This is a genomic window from Micromonospora deserti (assembly GCF_003236335.1).
Taxonomy (GTDB): Bacteria; Actinomycetota; Actinomycetes; order Mycobacteriales; family Micromonosporaceae; genus Micromonospora; species Micromonospora deserti.
The window spans coordinates 1-15,050 of record NZ_POUB01000012.1; the positions used below are offsets into that span (position 1 = coordinate 1).

Here is a 15,050-nt window from a genome sequence, read left to right on the forward strand (position 1 = left end):
ACGCTCAAAACCTGGAAGATCCTGACCAAGCTGCGCTGCTGCCCACGCCGAGCCACCCCGATCGTCCAAGCCATCCTCGTCCTGCACCACGTCGAAACCAACCGCTACCCAGGATGAAAATGGCTCATTGTTGATCATCTGAATTTGATACTTGACCTGTGCGCTGTTTACGTGCGGTGAAGCTCAGAGGCGTTCGATTTATGCCTTTTGCTACTTGTGGGTTAGTAGGCGTTCCCCACACCCAGGCGACCCGACCAATCATGCACGAGAGTGGGGCGAGGCGCTGAAGGGCGCCCTGATGCACGGCCACTCCGGTCTGTACTTCCGCACCGCCGAACCGGCCGCCCCGTTCCTGATCGAACTATGTCGCTGCGGACGGCCCGAGGCGGCGGTCAGTACTGCGGTGTGGCGCTGGACCGGAAGTCGCTCCAACTGACGTGCACCCGTACGCAGGCGCTTCCCGCCCGCCGGACCGGTGGTCCACGTCGAGCGACGACCGGCTGACCCGCCAGAGGGGGGAGTCGTCGTATTGGTAGGCGAACTGGCCGCCCGGTCCGTCGGTCGTCCACTGGTACTTCGTGTTGGCCCGGAGCTTGGTGTCGAGCGGGCCCGCGCCGATCGTCCGGTGGAGCGGCTCGGCGTTCCAGCCAGTCCCCTGGACGCGCTCGACCGCGCCCCGGTCGTGGAAGCCGGCGCCCGTGCCGGTGTTGGCCCACGTCGGGTCGTCGGCGTGCGGGTTGTCGAGTAGGTCGGTGGCCGGCACGCCGCGCGCGGACGCGTCGGCTGAGTCGGCCCTTCCAGGTCACGCCGAGGATGCTGACCTTGACCTGGTGGTTGGTGCGGTCGATGGTGCCTTTGACGTGGTGTTTGGAGATGGCTCGTTTGACCACGGGTGGGCTGACGCGGGTTCGGCGTGGGCGGGGGTTCAGCTGACGGCGACGATCTTCCACCGCTGGTTGCTGCTGCTGGAGTCAGCGTATTGGGCCAGGTCGGAGCCGTTGCCGGTGCGGCCCATACCGTCCAGGTAGAGGCCGGTGGCGCGGTTTCTGATGCGTACGTTGTTGGCGTCGGTGACGACGTGCCACTGCTGGTTGGTGCTGGTGCTGCTGGTGTACTGAGCCGCCGCGGCGCCGTTGGTCGTGCGGCCCATACCGTCGAGGTAGAGGCCGGTGGCGCGGTTCTTGACCCGCACGTAGCCGCCGGTGTTCTCGATGACCCACTGCTGGTTGTTGCCGTTGTTGTCACCCCATTGGCCGGCGCTGGACCCGGCACTGGTGCGGCCCATGCCGTCGAGGACTTGACCGGTGGCCGCGTTGCGGATCTGCACGTAGGTGTCGCCCGCGTTGCCAAGGCCCCAGGAGTAGTGCAGGCGGTCCAGCCCAGAGGTGTTCACCAGCGACAGCGTGATGGACGAGCCGCTTCCGGTCTTGCTCGTCAAGCTGTACCAGTCCCCGTCGCGCAGGCCCGGCCAGTACACGCTGCCCATGCCGAGGCTGCGCAGTTTGCCGCTGACGCCGCGGATGTAGTCGGCGAAGAAGGACCCACTGGGAACGTTGTAGTCGATGGTGTCGTAGGAGACGCCGTTCTTGCTGCCGGGGCCCATCGGGCCACCCCATTCGGTGGCGATGGTGCGGCTGGCGTACGAGCCGATGTAGTTTCCGATGTGGTTCGCCCACGAGTTCTCGTCCTCGTAGGGCGGGTTGACGAAGAACGAGTAGTCGTGCACCGCGAGCAGCGTGTTGTTCAGGCGGCTGTCGCCGCCGACCGCGGCGACGTTCTGGGCGTAGCCGGCGCCGTCGAGGATCACCCGGCCGCGCGGGACGCTGGAGTACCTGTTCAACCAGCCGCTGTACATATTGTTCAGGTCGGTGGTGGGGTAGCCGTACGGCTCGTTGATGACCTCGAAGTAGGCGTTGGAGTTGCTCCCGTACTTGGCGATGACGGTGTCCCACATCTGGTTGAACGCGGCCGTGTTCGCCGGCCTACCGCCGCTGTGGGCCCAGTACGCCAGGATCACCTTGCCTCTGCTGAGCGCCGCGTCGATCGCCCCGGTGTATGTGCCCCAATAGCTGGACACGGTCGGCTCGTTGATCGGCATCCGAACGGTGTTGGCACCAGTGATCGAGTAGAGCTGGCCGACCACCTGGTGCCCGACCGTGGCCGCCGAGGAGTAGGTGTCGGACGAGCTGAGCCCGGACACGTAGAGCACGCCGTCGACGAAGTTGTCTCGCGCGTCCGCCCAGTTCACGCCCCTAAACTGGCTGGTGGACGCCTGTGCTTCATAGGGGCTGACGGTGACGATGCCCGCGGCGAGTGCGACAGCCACCAACAGCCTGAGCGCGGTAGACAGCGTTCCGCGCCCTGCGGCCCGGTATGACGATTTCATTGGCTCGTCCCTCCTGCGCCAGCGATTTGCGTACGCCGTGTCGATGCGGCGGCGTCGGGCGGCCGCAACGTCTGACCCCTGGGAGTCTGGAGCTGTCTGCATCGCGCCTCCGGACACCTGCGTCGGGCTGATGTCGTGTGGGTTACATCGGTAACGGAAAGCGGCAGCGGGACGCTAGAGCCCGAACCGACCAGTTCAGGAACGCTCAGACTCGAACATCGCTCGGTGGCTCGACGGCTCCGACCCGCCGTGACCAAGGCGCCGTCGCGCCTGATCGTGGTCGGCACGCGAGTCGCCCGTGCGCGCCCGTCCCGGTCCTTCTGCCTGGCGCCTGGTGCAGGTGGCAGCGTAAGTCCGATCGATGCTTGTCGAGGGCTTGACAGGCGTGGTGTTAGCGCTAACACTCAGCGGTAACACGGCCTTAACCGATGTGTCGCCAAGCGACGGTGCCGCCCCCGCCACTCGCCGCGACCTCGGTGTCCGGGTGGATCCCGTACTTCACCATCGTCTGGTTCCGTGGCGCGGTCGCCCGGTCGTGTCTGTTAGCGCTAACAGTCATCGCTTCGTCAGATCATCCGCCCGATCGTTCCCGCCCTCTAGAACGGTCGCCCCTTACGTAGGAGGAAAGCCCATGCCGAGAACCCTCGCCCGGCTGAGCGCGGTCCTCGTCGCCGCCTGCCTACTGTTCACCTCGTGGTCGGCGGCGACGCCGAAGGAGGCGGCCGCGCTCGACCCGTTCACCGGCTACCTGATGGCGCACTTCACGGGTGAGTCGTCGACCGGTCAGCAGATCTACCTCGCTCACAGCACGGACGGCCTGCGGTGGACCGACCTGAACAACGGCGGGCTGGTGCTGCGCTCCACCGTTGGCACCCGCGGCGTCCGCGACCCCGCGTTGGTCCGCTCGCCCGCCGGCGATCGCTACTGGATCATCGCCACGGACCTCTGCATCGGCTGTGGCCAGAACTGGAGCGACGCCCAGAACAACGGCAGCCGCAACCTCGTCGTGTGGGAGTCCACCGACCTGGTCAACTGGTCCGCGCCATGGCTGCTCAACGTCGCCGGAGCCATCCCGGACGGACGCAACGCATGGGCCCCGGAGGCAATCTGGAACCCGGCCACCAACGACTACGTCCTCTACTGGGCAACGAACGCCACCCTGAACGGTGTGCTCAAACACCGCATCTACTACGCGCGGACGACGAACTTCCGCAGCATCACCACACCGCAGTCGTACATCAACCGGGCCGGCACCCAGGGCATCATCGACACCCAGATTGTCGAGATGCCGGCAGGCGTCGGCACCCACCGTTACGTCCGGGCATCAGGCGACGGCCAGATCACCATCGAAGGCAGCAACTCGATCCTGGGGGCCTGGACGAACCTCGGCAACCTCTCCGGCATCGGACTGACCGGATCCCAGGTCGAAGGTCCCATGTGGATGAAATTCAACACCCGCAACGAGTGGGCGCTGTACCTCGACCAGTATGCCTCCGGACGCGGCTACCTGCCGGTCCTGACGACCAACCCGTCGAGCCCCGGCAGCTACCGGACTCCAGCGTCCGGTTCATACAACATGGGCGGAAACCGTAAGCGCCACGGCTCGGTCCTCAACCTGACCAGCGCGGAGGAGAGCCGCGTACTCGGCCGCTGGCGCGGCACGCCTGTCAACCGGATCCAGTCCTACAACTACCAGGACCGGTACGTCCGGCACGCCGACTTCGACGTACGCATCGACGCGAACGTCAGCCCCGCCCAAGACGCCCAGTTCCGACTGGTGCCCGGCCTGGCCGGCGGCTCTGGCACCGTTTCCATCCAGTCTGTCAACTATCCCAGCTACTACCTGCGCCACTACGGCTTCGACTTCCGGCTGGAGGCCAACGACGGCACGGCCACGTTCGCCGAGGACGCCACGTTCCGTCAGGTTTCCGGGCTCGCCAACTCCTCCTGGGCATCGTTCCAGTCCTACAACTACCCCGACCGCTACATCCGGCACAGCGGGTACCTGCTCCGGCTCGACCCGATCACCGACGCGCAGGGCCGAAACGATGCCACCTTCCGCATAACGACATAGCGGAGCGGGTGAGGGACCAGGGCCGCGGCCGGGCCGGCTCGGGGCCGGGAGGGTCGGGTAGCCGTCCCCGGACCAGCAGGGCGGTCAGCCCGTACACTGCGGCGACCACCAGCAGGGCACGCCGCGGGCCGCCGAACGCCGCGAGGGTGACGCACCCCGGCGGCGAGCCCGCAGATCTGCGGTGGCGAGTACGGCGGCCGTCGCGCACTCGATCGCCTACCCCGCCATGAGCAGCGGCCGCGGACGTATCCGGTCGGCCGCCGCCCCGAAGAGCGCCGCCCCGGCGAACTGCGGCAGGAAGCCGGCCGCGAACGCGACCGCTGCCCATAGCGGCGAGCGCGGGGCCGCGTACACCAGGGTGGAGAGGGCGAGGATGCGTAACGACGCCGCCGCGATCGCGAGCGTCTTCGTCACGAGCAGCAGCCGGAAGACGGGCTCGGCCAGCACCCGCCGGTACGTGCCACGCTCATCGGTGGACGCCCGGAGCGGCTGCGGTCATGTCCCAGGGTCACCGGCGTGCTCGCGCGACACCAAGCGTTCGCCCTGTTCCATACAGACTCGTACAAATCCGAACGGGCGCGACGGTGTTCGTGCACCCTCCGCATGGAACCGTAAAAAGTCCGGCGAATACGTCGTAGTGGGGGAGGTGAATGTGATGGCGAAGCTCGCGCTGATGGGTCTCGCTCGTCTGGTGCGGCTCGACCGCGGGCGGATGGGCGGCCGGTACCCCTGGATTCCCTGATCCGATGAGGGCGGTGGCCGCCGCGTGCGGCCACCGCAAGCCGGGCGCGAAGGAGAGACGCATGTCCACGGGTGAGTACCCGGCGGGGCCGCGCGGGCGGCGCCTGGTCGGCAACCGGTACGACTACGAGCGGGACCGGATCGCGTTCCTGCGGCGGTGCCAGCGCGAGTACGGCGACGTCTTTGCCTTTAGCGCGCGGGCGAGCGTCGTGACCGATCCCGTCCTCGTCCACGAGATCCTCGTGCGCACCAACACAGACTTCGGCATCGAGGTTGATCTCTTCGATGACACGCCGTCGGAGGTGATCGCGCGGGAGACGCCGACCGCGATGGCCGGGCGTCGGAAGAGTCGGCCGGGGGTCAACCGGGCGGCGGCCGACGCACACAGCGGCCGCCTGGTGGACGTCTTCCACGCCCGGCTGGACACGGTACTCGACGGTCGGGTCGACGTGGCGGCGGTGATGAAGTCGTTTGTCATCCACGCGACCGCGGACTACTGCCTCGGCGAGGGGAGCGAGGAGATCGCGACCGCGGTCGCCGACGCTGCGGAATACTCGACCGCTCTGATGTCCAGCTCCCTGTCGCTGCCGCGCTGGCTGCCCGTCCGCGCGGTACGCTCGGCGAAAGCCGCCAACAGCAGGCTCTCCGAGCTGCTCCACCAGCGCATCCGGCAGCGGCGCGCCCGGCCCCACGACACCGTGCGCGACCTGCTCGACACCATGCTCCGGAGCGACGGCGGCGACCTCGACGACGAGGGCGTCTACCGGACGCTGTCGGTGATGCTGCGGGCCTCGCACGGCGTACCCGGCACGACGCTCGCCTGGGCGGTGCTGACCCTCGCGCGCGAGCCCGACGTCGCCGCCCGCATCCGGGCCGAGGCGGAAGCGTTGCCGGCGGGCGGGGCGGTCACCGCCGAAGACCTGCCCTACAACGAGGCGGTCGTGAAGGAGCTGCTCCGCGCCTACATCCCGACGTGGCTCATGGGCCGCGAGGTACGCACGCACACGACGCTCGGTCGGTGGGCGTTCCGCCCCGGCCAGCAGGTCATGATGCCGGTCTTCCTGATCCATCGCGATCCGCGGTGGTGGGAGGAGCCCGAGCGGTTCGACCCCGACCGTTGGCTGGGGGAGCGGCCGCCGCACGCGCGGTTCGCGTACCTGCCGTTCGGCGCCGGACCGAGGATCTGCCTCGGCAACCAGATCGGCATGCTGCAACTGGTGGTCGCGCTGGCCACACTGGTGCGCGAATACGAGGTCACGGTGGCCGACCCGGATGGGGTCGTCATGCGGCCGGAAGCGCTCCTGATCCCGGCCGGCCTACAAGCGACCTTCACCCGCCGTGACAGCCTAACGGCCGCCAGTGGGTCGGGAACAGGTAGGCGCGGAGCGCGGTGAGCCGGGGCGCCAGCTTGGCGGGCAGCCGCGTCACGACCGGCGCCGCGAGAAACCCGAAGACGACCGTGAGGTAGCAGAGGTAGCCGATCTCGCCCGGGTCGAGCGGTGGCGGGTCGACGACCGGGCGTCACGGCCCGTCACGATCGCCCCCTGCAGCGAACCCCGGCCGTGCCGAACAGCGGGCATTGGTGGGTGTGCGGGATCGGGTTCAGGTCCTCATCTCGGTCCGACTGGTCGGTGGTGTACTGCTCGGGTAGCTGCTCGCCAGGCGCCGATAGCGAGCGCGAAGCGCGACGATCTGGTCGTCGTCGTCGTGGTGCGTGCGCACCTGAGCTCGGGTCTCGTCGGATACGCCGTGGTGAGGCGTCGGCGAGCCGGGTACCCGCCTCGGCGAGTGCCAGGTGCGGCCCGCTCGGCCTCACAGGTCAGCCGGTGAAGGACCCGGGTCCAAATCGGCCCCAGGCCACGTAGGTGGCCAGGGCGAGGTAGACCAGGTTCAGCACAATGAACTTGGCTTCGCCATTGCGGAGATGGGTGATCATCGCGCCGACCATCAGCAAGACCCAGCAGAGGGCGGTCACCGGCACCATCACCGGTGCGATGTCGAGCGCGGCAGGCAGGATCAGGCCAACCGCAGCCAGGAGTTCGATGACCTCAAGGGTCTTGACGAAGCCGACACTGGCGTGTTCGGTGCAACCGACGCGGCTCCTGTGACAGCTCGGCTAGGTGATGTCCTTCACAAGCGCCTGGTGTCACAGGATGTGGTGGACCGGCGTCTTCTTCCGACGGGTGTTGGAGCGCACCCCGTCAGCGTTGGTCGATCATGACGTCGATGCTGTAATCCTGTGCTCGGTAGCAGTGATCGCCGTATTCGACCGGTGCGCCCACCACGTCGAACGCGCTGCGCGTCATGGTGAGGACGGGCCCGGCGGGCCGCAGTTCGAGGTGGCGGCGCTCTGCTGCGTCGGGCATGCGGGCGCCTATCGATTGATGCGCGACGACGGGGCGCACACCGCGCTTTCGCAGCAGGGCGTACAGGCCGGCTTCTTCGAGGTCGGCCTTGTTGATGTCGGTGTACGGCGGTGGCAGCCAGTTGCGCAGGATGGCCAGCGGCCGCCCGCCGGCCAGCCGCAGGCGGACGATCGCGAGGAGTTCGGTGTCGGCGGGCAGGTCGAGCATGCCGGCGATGTACTCGTCCCGCTTCAGCTCGTGCTGCAGGACGGCGGTCTCGGGCTGGACGCCGTCGCGTCTGAGGTCGTCGTAGAGGCTGGTGAGTTCGGCGCGCCGGTGCACCTTGCGGTTCGCGACAGTGGTGCCCAGCCCCCGTCGCCGCACCAGGAAGCCGCGGTTGACCAACTCCAGGATGGCGCGCCGCACGGTCGGGCGGGACAGGTTGAGGCGCTCCGCGAGCGCGATCTCGTTCTCGAAGGGGTCGCCGGGTCGCAGCTGGCCCGTGGCAATGGCGTTGGTGAGCTGCTCCGCGAGCTGGTGGTAGAGGGGCACCGGAGAGGAGCGGTCGATCGTCACGCCAACTTTCACTGCCACGACCGCACTCTACACCTGCCTTGACAGTAAGGCAGCACGTAATTATGTCAGAACAAACTCTTGACAGGCCTTTTACCTGCGGGGCAGGCTCTCGTGCAACGTCGGCGGCCCTACCGGGCTCACGTAGGGCCGGGGTACCTCCACGGATTGGATGGGACACGGGATGCGTATCGGGCTCGCGGGTGCCGGACGGATCGGTGCCTTTCACGCCAGAACACTGGCCAAACTCGACTTCGTTGACGACCTCTTGATCACGGACGCTGACGTCGAGACCGCCCGGGCCCTTGCCGACGAGCTTCGGGCGGGCGTCGCCCGCGACGTCGAGGCGCTGCTCGCCTCGGGCCTCGACGGCTTCGTGATCGCGACGGCCACCCCCGGCCATGCCCCCCTGCTGCGCCAGGGTATCGCCGCAGGCGTGTCCACGTTCTGCGAGAAGCCCTTGGCGGCGACCCTCGAGGAGACGATCGATCTGGCCCACCTCGTCGCGGCCAGCGAGGTTCCGGTGCATGTCGGCTTCCAGCGGCGCTTCGATGCCGGCTACCAACGTGCCCGGCAGGTGGTACAGGCGGGCGAACTCGGTTTCATCCACACCATCCGGGCCAACACCCATGATCAATCGCCGCCGCACGAGTCCTACATCCCGGCCTCCGGCGGGATCTTCCGCGACTGCAACGTCCACGACTTCGACATCCTGCGGTTCGTCACCGGACGGGAGGTGGCCACTGTCTACGCGACGGGCGGCAACAAGGGCGCCGACTTCTTCTCGGCAGCCGGCGACGTCGACACCGGCGGCGCGCTGCTGACCATGGACGATGGCAGCATCGTGCTGGTCTCCTCGACCCGGTACAACGGCGGCGGCCACGACGTGCGGATGGAGATCTTCGGCGAGCGGGGCACGATCGGGGTCGGGCTGGACCACTCGCTCGCGATGGACTCCGTCGAGGCGGACGTCGACTTCCCGCGAGGTCCCCGGAGGTGGTCGTTCATGGAGCGCTTCCTGCCGGCGTACCAAGCCGAGCTCACCGCCTTCGCGGAGGTCGCCCGTGGCGTTCGCGCCTCGCCGTGCTCCGTCCAGGACGCGCTCGAAGCATTCCGGGTCGCTGAGGCGTGCGAACTGTCCCGGGCCGAGCGCCGGCCCGTCGCCCTCGCCGAGATCAAGGGGAACTGAGGCCATGACTACTGCCCGCGCGCCCATCGTGGCCGCGTGGAGGGAAGGCGGACCGATGCGGACAGGTGACCTTGGCACAGCAGCATACGACCTGGTGGCGATGGGCCGGACGGGAGTCGACATCTATCCGGTCGACCACGGTGTGGGGCTTGAGGACGTCAAGCGGTTCGAGAAGTTCCTCGGCGGCAGCGCGACCAACGTCGCGGTGGCCGCGGCCCGGTACGGGCGCCGCACCGCCCTCGTCACCCGTACCGGCCACGACCCCTTCGGCCGGTACGTCCACCGCGCGCTGCGCGAGTTCAACGTCGATGACACCTTTGTCACCGCGGTCGACGGCCCGCCGACTCCGGTGACCTTCTGCGAGATCTTTCCCCCGGACGACTTCCCGCTGTACTTCTACCGCTATCCGACGGCCCCCGACCTGCTGATCGAACCGGACGAGATCCCGGCCGACGTGATCCGCGATGCGGCCGTGTACTGGAGCACGGTTACTGGCCTGTCGCAGGAGCCGTCCCGCTCGGCGCATTTCGCCGCCTGGCAGGCCCGCGGCCGGCGCGCGCACTCGATTCTCGACCTCGACTACCGGCCCATGTTCTGGCCAAGCCCGGGTGCGGCCACCGCTCAGGTGAGTGAAGCTCTGAAGCAGGTCACGGTCGCGGTCGGCAACCGCGAGGAGTGCGCCGTCGCGGTCGGTGAGACCGAGCCGCACCGCGCGGCCGACGCCCTGCTCGCCATGGGAGTCGAGTTGGCCATCGTCAAGCAGGGCCCCAAGGGTGTCCTCGCCGCGACCGCCACCGAGCGCGTCGAGGTGCCGCCGGTTCCCGTGACGGTCGTGAACGGCCTCGGCGCCGGCGACGCGTTCGGCGGTGCCCTCGTCCACGGGCTGCTCAGCGGTTGGGAGCTGCGTCGCATCCTGTCGTTCGCCAACGCGGCGGGGGCCATCGTCGCATCCCGGTTCGAATGCTCCAGCGCCATGCCGACAACAGCCGAGGTCGAGGTCCTACTCGGCGAGCGGGAAGAGGAGGTGCCACGATGATGACAACCTCGAACCGACCGGGTATCCGTGATCTGACCGAGGTCCGGGTGCGTGAGCCGGAGCGGATCGCGGCCGGGTGGGCCAGCCGCAAGCGCCGTGATCGGGTGGGCCCGGACGGCCGGTTGCTCATCGTGGCCGCGGATCATCCCGCCCGTGGTGCCCTCGGCGTCCAGGACGACCGCCAGGCCATGGCATCCCGCAGCGAGCTGCTGGAACGCCTCGTCACCGCGCTGTCCCGCCCAGGTGTCGACGGCGTGCTCGGCACTCCCGACATCCTTGACGACCTGCTGCTGCTCGGCGCACTCGACGACAAGCTCGCCATCGGCTCGATGAACCGGGGCGGTCTGCAGGGCTCGGTCTTCGAGTTCGACGACCGCTTCACGGCCTACACCCCGGCCGAGATCGCCGCCCGAGGTCTCGACGGGGGGAAGATGCTCACCCGGATCTGTCTCGACGATCCGGCGACCGTGGCCACCCTTGAGTCGAGTGGGCGCGCGGTCACCGAACTGGCCGGGCTGGGCCTGATGGCGATGGTGGAGCCCTTCCTTTCGGTCCGCGTCGATGGCCGGGTCCGCAACCTGCTCGATCCCGACTCGACCATCGCGTCGATCCACATAGCCTCCGGGCTCGGTGCGACCAGCCAGCACACCTGGCTGAAGCTGCCGGTCGTCGATGACCTGGTTCGGGTCATGGACGCCACCACCCTGCCGACCCTCCTGCTCGGCGGCGATCCGAGCGGCCACCCCGACGAGACGTACGCCGCGTGGGCCGCGGCGCTCGACCTGCCCGCCGTACGAGGCCTGGTCGTCGGGCGCGCGCTGCTCTTTCCTCCGGACGGCAACGTGGCGGCGGCCGTCGACATCGCCGCTGGCCTCGTCCACGGGCGGCGGTCATGACCGGGACCGGCCGCTGGTGGCATCCGTACGGCACCGCCGGCGCGGGCGACTTCCAGGTGGCGATCACTGACGCCCTGAACGGGTGGGAGCACACCAGCCTCCGCGTGGCCGCGCTGCCACCAGCCGGTCAGGTCGACCTTCCCACCGGTGACAGCGAGATCATCGTTGTACCGCTGCGCGGCGGTCCGGACGTCGAGGTCGTCGATCACACCGGCGCACGGCACGAGGTCCGGCTCAGCGGCCGGCGGAGTGTCTTCGCCGGTCCGACCGACGTGTGCTACGTACCACGGGAGGCGCGTCTCACCGTGCGCAACCCTGGCGACGCCCCGGCCGTGGTCGCCCTGGCCGGCGCGAAGGCGACGAAGCGGGCCGTCCCGCTGCCGGTGTGTCACGTGACCGCCGCCGACGTGCCGGTCGAACTCCGCGGTGCCGGCATGGCCTCGCGCGAGGTGCGCAACTTCGGCATCCCGCAGGTACTGGACGCCGATTCGATCATCGCCTGCGAGGTCGTCACACCGGCTGGCAACTGGAGCTCCTACCCGCCGCACAAGCACGACGAGGAGCGCGACGGTGTGGAGACCGAGCTCGAGGAGATCTACTACTTCGAGGTCCGGGCCGCGAGCGGGGACACGCCGGTCGACGGTGCCGACCCGATTGCCTACCACCGGGTCTACGGCACGCCGCAGCGCCCGATCGATGTCCTCGCCGAGGTCCGTTCCGGTGACGTGGTCCTTGTACCGCACGGTTGGCACGGCCCGGCGATGGCCCCGCCTGGCTACGACCTCTACTACCTCAATGTGATGGCCGGCCCCGGCGCCACCCGGGCCTGGCTGATCTGTGACGACCCGGCCCACGGGTGGGTGCGCGAGTCGTGGTCGGGGCAGGCCGTTGATCCAAGACTGCCGATGGGAGGGTCTCGATGACCGTGAGCGCCCCGACGATCCGCCTGACCGTCGGCCAGGCCGTCGTACGGTTCCTCGCCAACCAGTGGAGCGAACGCGACGGCGAGCGTCAGAAGCTGTTCGCCGGCTGTCTCGGCATCTTCGGCCACGGCAACGTGGCGGGGGTGGGCCAGGCCCTGCTGCAGAACGAACGAGCCGGCGGCGCCGAACACCTACCGTACGTGCTGGCCCGCAACGAGCAGGCGATGGTTCACCTGGCGGTCGCCTACGCGCGGCAGAAGGACCGCCTCCAGACCTGGGCCTGCACCGCGTCCATCGGCCCCGGCTCGACCAACATGCTCACCGGCGCCGCGCTGGCCACCGTCAACCGGCTCCCGGTGCTGTTGCTGCCCGCTGACACCTTCGCCACCCGGGTGTCCGAGCCGGTGCTCCAAGAGCTCGAGGTGCCGTACGCCGCCGACCTCACCGTCAACGACGCCTTCCGTCCGCTGTCCCGCTTCTTCGACCGGGTCAACCGGCCGGAGCAACTGCCCTCGGCCCTGCTCGGTGCCATGCGGGTGCTGACCGACCCGGTGGAAACCGGGGCGGTGACGATCGCGCTGCCGCAGGACGTGCAGGCGGAGGCCTACGACTGGCCGGCGGAGCTGTTCGCCGAGCGGGTCTGGCGGATCGCCCGGCCCCCGGCCGAGGCGGCCGACATCGCCGACGCCGCCGCGATCATCCGGTCGGCCCGCCGGCCGTTCGTCGTAGCCGGTGGCGGGGTGCACTACTCGGGTGCGGAGGCGGCGCTACGCGCGTTCTGCGAGGCGACCGGTATCCCGGTCGGCGAGAGCCAGGCGGGCAAGGGTTCGCTGCCACACGGCCACCCGCAGGCGATGGGTGCCGTCGGATCGACCGGTACGACCGCCGCCAACGCGCTCGCCCGCGACGCGGATGTCGTCATCGGGATCGGCACCCGCTACAGCGACTTCACCACCGCCTCGCGTACGGCCTTCCAGAACCCGGACGTCCGCTTCATCAACATCAACGTCGCCCGCTTCGACACCGGCAAGCACGCCGGACTGTCGGTGGTGGCCGACGCCCGGGAGGCGCTGGCCGCGCTCGGCGCGGCCCTCGATGGGTACGCGGTGGCCCCCGAGTACCGGCAGCGGCAGGCGAGCTTGTGGCGGGACTGGGACGCGCGGGTGGAGGCGACCTACCACCCCGGTCCGGAGGTCGTGGACACGCTCGCCGGCGGCGTGCTCACCCAGGGCATGGTGCTGGGCCGGGTCAACGAGCTGTCCGACCCCCGGGACGTGGTGGTGTGTGCCGCCGGCTCCATGCCGGGCGACCTGCACAAGCTGTGGCGGGTCCGGGACCGCAAGGCGTACCACGTCGAGTACGGCTACTCCTGCATGGGCTACGAGATACCCGGCGGCATCGGGGTGCGGCTGGCCGACCCCGACCGGGACGTCTTCATCCTGGTGGGCGACGGCTCGTACCTGATGATGCCGACCGAGCTGGTCACCGCGGTCCAGGAACACACCAAGGTCATCATCGTTCTGGTCCAGAACCACGGCTTCCACTCCATCGGTTCGCTGTCGGAATCGCTCGGCTCGCAGCGGTTCGGTACCAGGTACCGCTACCGCGACGACGCCACCGGCCGACTCGACGGCGGGAAGCTGCCGATCGACCTCGCCGCCAACGCCCGCAGCCTCGGGGCCACCGTCATCGAGGTACGCAGCCCGGACGAACTCGACCATGCGATCAAGAACGCCAAAGCCGCTCCCGCCGCCGGCGGGCCCGTCGTCATCCACGTCGAGACCGACCCCACGGTCCACGCCCCCGACAGCGAGTCGTGGTGGGACGTACCGGTCAGCCAGGTCAGCGAACTCGACAGCACCCGACGGGCGTACCAGACCTACGCCGCGCACAAGGCCAGCCAGCGCCCACACGTGGCGCCGACGGAGAGGACACCCCGATGACCAAGCCGGTGATGATCGGCAGCGCCCCCGACAGCTGGGGGGTGTGGTTTTCCGACGACTCCCAGCAGACGCCCTGGGGGCGCTTTCTCGACGAGGTCGCGGCAGCCGGCTACACCCGGATCGAGCTGGGCCCGTACGGCTATCTGCCGACCGACCCGGTCCGGCTGCGGGACGAGCTTGACCAGCGCGGCTTGGCCATGACCGCCGGGACGATCTTCGAGCATCTGCACCGGGCGGACTCGTGGGACACCACGTGGCGGGACGTCTCCGCGGCGGCGTCGCTGACCGCGGCCATGGGCGCCGAGCATCTGGTGGTCATCCCCGACTTCTGGCGGGATCCGCAGACCGGAGCGGTCATCGAGGACCCGCAGCTCACCGACGAGCAGTGGCCCGCGTACGCCGCGCGGATGAACCGGCTCGCGCGCCAGGTCCGGGAGGAGTTCGGCCTACGGATCCAGTTCCACCCGCACGCCGACACGCATGTGGACACCCACGCCAACGTCGAGCGGTTCCTCCACGCCACGGACCCTGACCTGGTGAGCCTGTGCCTCGACACCGGGCACATCGCGTACTGCGGCGGTGACAGCCTCAAGCTGATCCACGACTATCCCGAGCGGATCGGCTATGTGCACCTCAAGCAGGTCGACCCGGCGATCCTCGCCAAGGCGCAGACCGAGGGCGCGGGGTTCGGCGAGGCCGTGCGGATGGGTGTCATGTGCGAGCCTCCCAACGGAATTCCCGAGATGCCTCCCATCCTCGACGCCCTGTCGAAGCTCGACGTCGAGATATTTGCAATCGTCGAACAGGACATGTACCCCTGCCCGCCCGACCAGCCCCTGCCCATCGCCACGCGGACCCTGGCCTACCTCCGGTCCTGTGGCCTGCTGCGCTGACCGACCCGCAACACCACCCCACCCCCAGCGCACCACCCATACCCAGCGGTC

Annotated in this window: 11 protein-coding genes and 2 pseudogenes; 9 read left to right on the top strand and 4 right to left on the bottom strand. The window is 69.0% G+C overall.

Going from position 1 to position 15,050, the window contains the following annotated elements:
- Positions 1-117: pseudogene (locus C1I99_RS03465) on the top strand (IS5/IS1182 family transposase); the annotation flags it as partial.
- Positions 118-925: 808 nt separating this feature from the next.
- Here the strand turns inward: C1I99_RS03465 and C1I99_RS03475 are convergent.
- Positions 926-2,248, bottom strand: coding sequence for an RICIN domain-containing protein (locus C1I99_RS03475; RefSeq protein ID WP_233512303.1), 1,323 nt, complete (start codon positions 2,246-2,248; stop codon positions 926-928).
- 769 nt (positions 2,249-3,017) lie between these two features.
- Here C1I99_RS03475 and C1I99_RS03480 point away from each other — a divergent pair.
- Positions 3,018-4,460 (top strand): glycoside hydrolase family 43 protein, encoded by a 1,443-nt coding sequence (locus C1I99_RS03480; RefSeq protein WP_111132698.1) that lies wholly within the window; start codon positions 3,018-3,020, stop codon positions 4,458-4,460.
- A 216-nt stretch (positions 4,461-4,676) separates the two neighbouring features.
- On the opposite strand, the gene C1I99_RS03490 is transcribed toward C1I99_RS03480, so the two are convergent.
- Positions 4,677-4,907 (bottom strand): hypothetical protein, encoded by a 231-nt coding sequence (locus tag C1I99_RS03490; protein WP_111132700.1) that lies wholly within the window; start codon positions 4,905-4,907, stop codon positions 4,677-4,679.
- A gap of 356 nt (positions 4,908-5,263) precedes the next feature.
- Here C1I99_RS03490 and C1I99_RS03495 point away from each other — a divergent pair, with 356 nt between their 5' ends.
- Positions 5,264-6,595, top strand: a complete 1,332-nt coding sequence (locus C1I99_RS03495) for a cytochrome P450 (RefSeq protein ID WP_158553945.1) — start codon at positions 5,264-5,266, stop codon at positions 6,593-6,595.
- A 425-nt stretch (positions 6,596-7,020) separates the two neighbouring features.
- Here the strand turns inward: C1I99_RS03495 and C1I99_RS03505 are convergent.
- Positions 7,021-7,260, bottom strand: a pseudogene (locus tag C1I99_RS03505) (DoxX family protein); the annotation flags it as partial.
- A 142-nt stretch (positions 7,261-7,402) separates the two neighbouring features.
- Positions 7,403-8,140, bottom strand: coding sequence for a GntR family transcriptional regulator (locus C1I99_RS03510; RefSeq protein ID WP_111132703.1), 738 nt, complete (start codon positions 8,138-8,140; stop codon positions 7,403-7,405).
- Positions 8,141-8,303: 163 nt separating this feature from the next.
- Here C1I99_RS03510 and C1I99_RS03515 point away from each other — a divergent pair, with 163 nt between their 5' ends.
- The 6 genes from C1I99_RS03515 to C1I99_RS03540 are packed head-to-tail and all read left to right on the top strand — an operon-like array spanning position 8,304 to position 14,999.
- Positions 8,304-9,308 (top strand): Gfo/Idh/MocA family protein, encoded by a 1,005-nt coding sequence (locus C1I99_RS03515; RefSeq protein WP_111132704.1) that lies wholly within the window; start codon positions 8,304-8,306, stop codon positions 9,306-9,308.
- Between the two features lie 55 nt (positions 9,309-9,363).
- A complete protein-coding gene (gene iolC / locus C1I99_RS03520) occupies positions 9,364-10,344 on the top strand; it encodes a 5-dehydro-2-deoxygluconokinase (protein WP_111132705.1) in 981 nt (326 codons plus the stop codon).
- Complete coding sequence (locus tag C1I99_RS03525; RefSeq protein ID WP_233512304.1) at positions 10,341-11,240, top strand: Cgl0159 family (beta/alpha)8-fold protein; 900 nt, start codon at positions 10,341-10,343, stop codon at positions 11,238-11,240. The genes iolC and C1I99_RS03525 overlap by 4 nt, the downstream gene beginning before the upstream one ends.
- Positions 11,237-12,163 (top strand): 5-deoxy-glucuronate isomerase, encoded by a 927-nt coding sequence (gene iolB, locus C1I99_RS03530; RefSeq protein WP_111132707.1) that lies wholly within the window; start codon positions 11,237-11,239, stop codon positions 12,161-12,163. Before C1I99_RS03525 ends, iolB begins: the two co-directional genes overlap by 4 nt.
- The gene (gene iolD / locus C1I99_RS03535) at positions 12,160-14,106 is read left to right on the top strand and encodes a 3D-(3,5/4)-trihydroxycyclohexane-1,2-dione acylhydrolase (decyclizing) (protein ID WP_111132708.1); all 1,947 of its coding nucleotides are present in this window, start codon (positions 12,160-12,162) and stop codon (positions 14,104-14,106) included. The genes iolB and iolD overlap by 4 nt, the downstream gene beginning before the upstream one ends.
- A complete protein-coding gene (locus C1I99_RS03540) occupies positions 14,103-14,999 on the top strand; it encodes a TIM barrel protein (protein ID WP_111132709.1) in 897 nt (298 codons plus the stop codon). Before iolD ends, C1I99_RS03540 begins: the two co-directional genes overlap by 4 nt.
- The last annotated feature ends 51 nt before the right edge of the window (positions 15,000-15,050 follow it).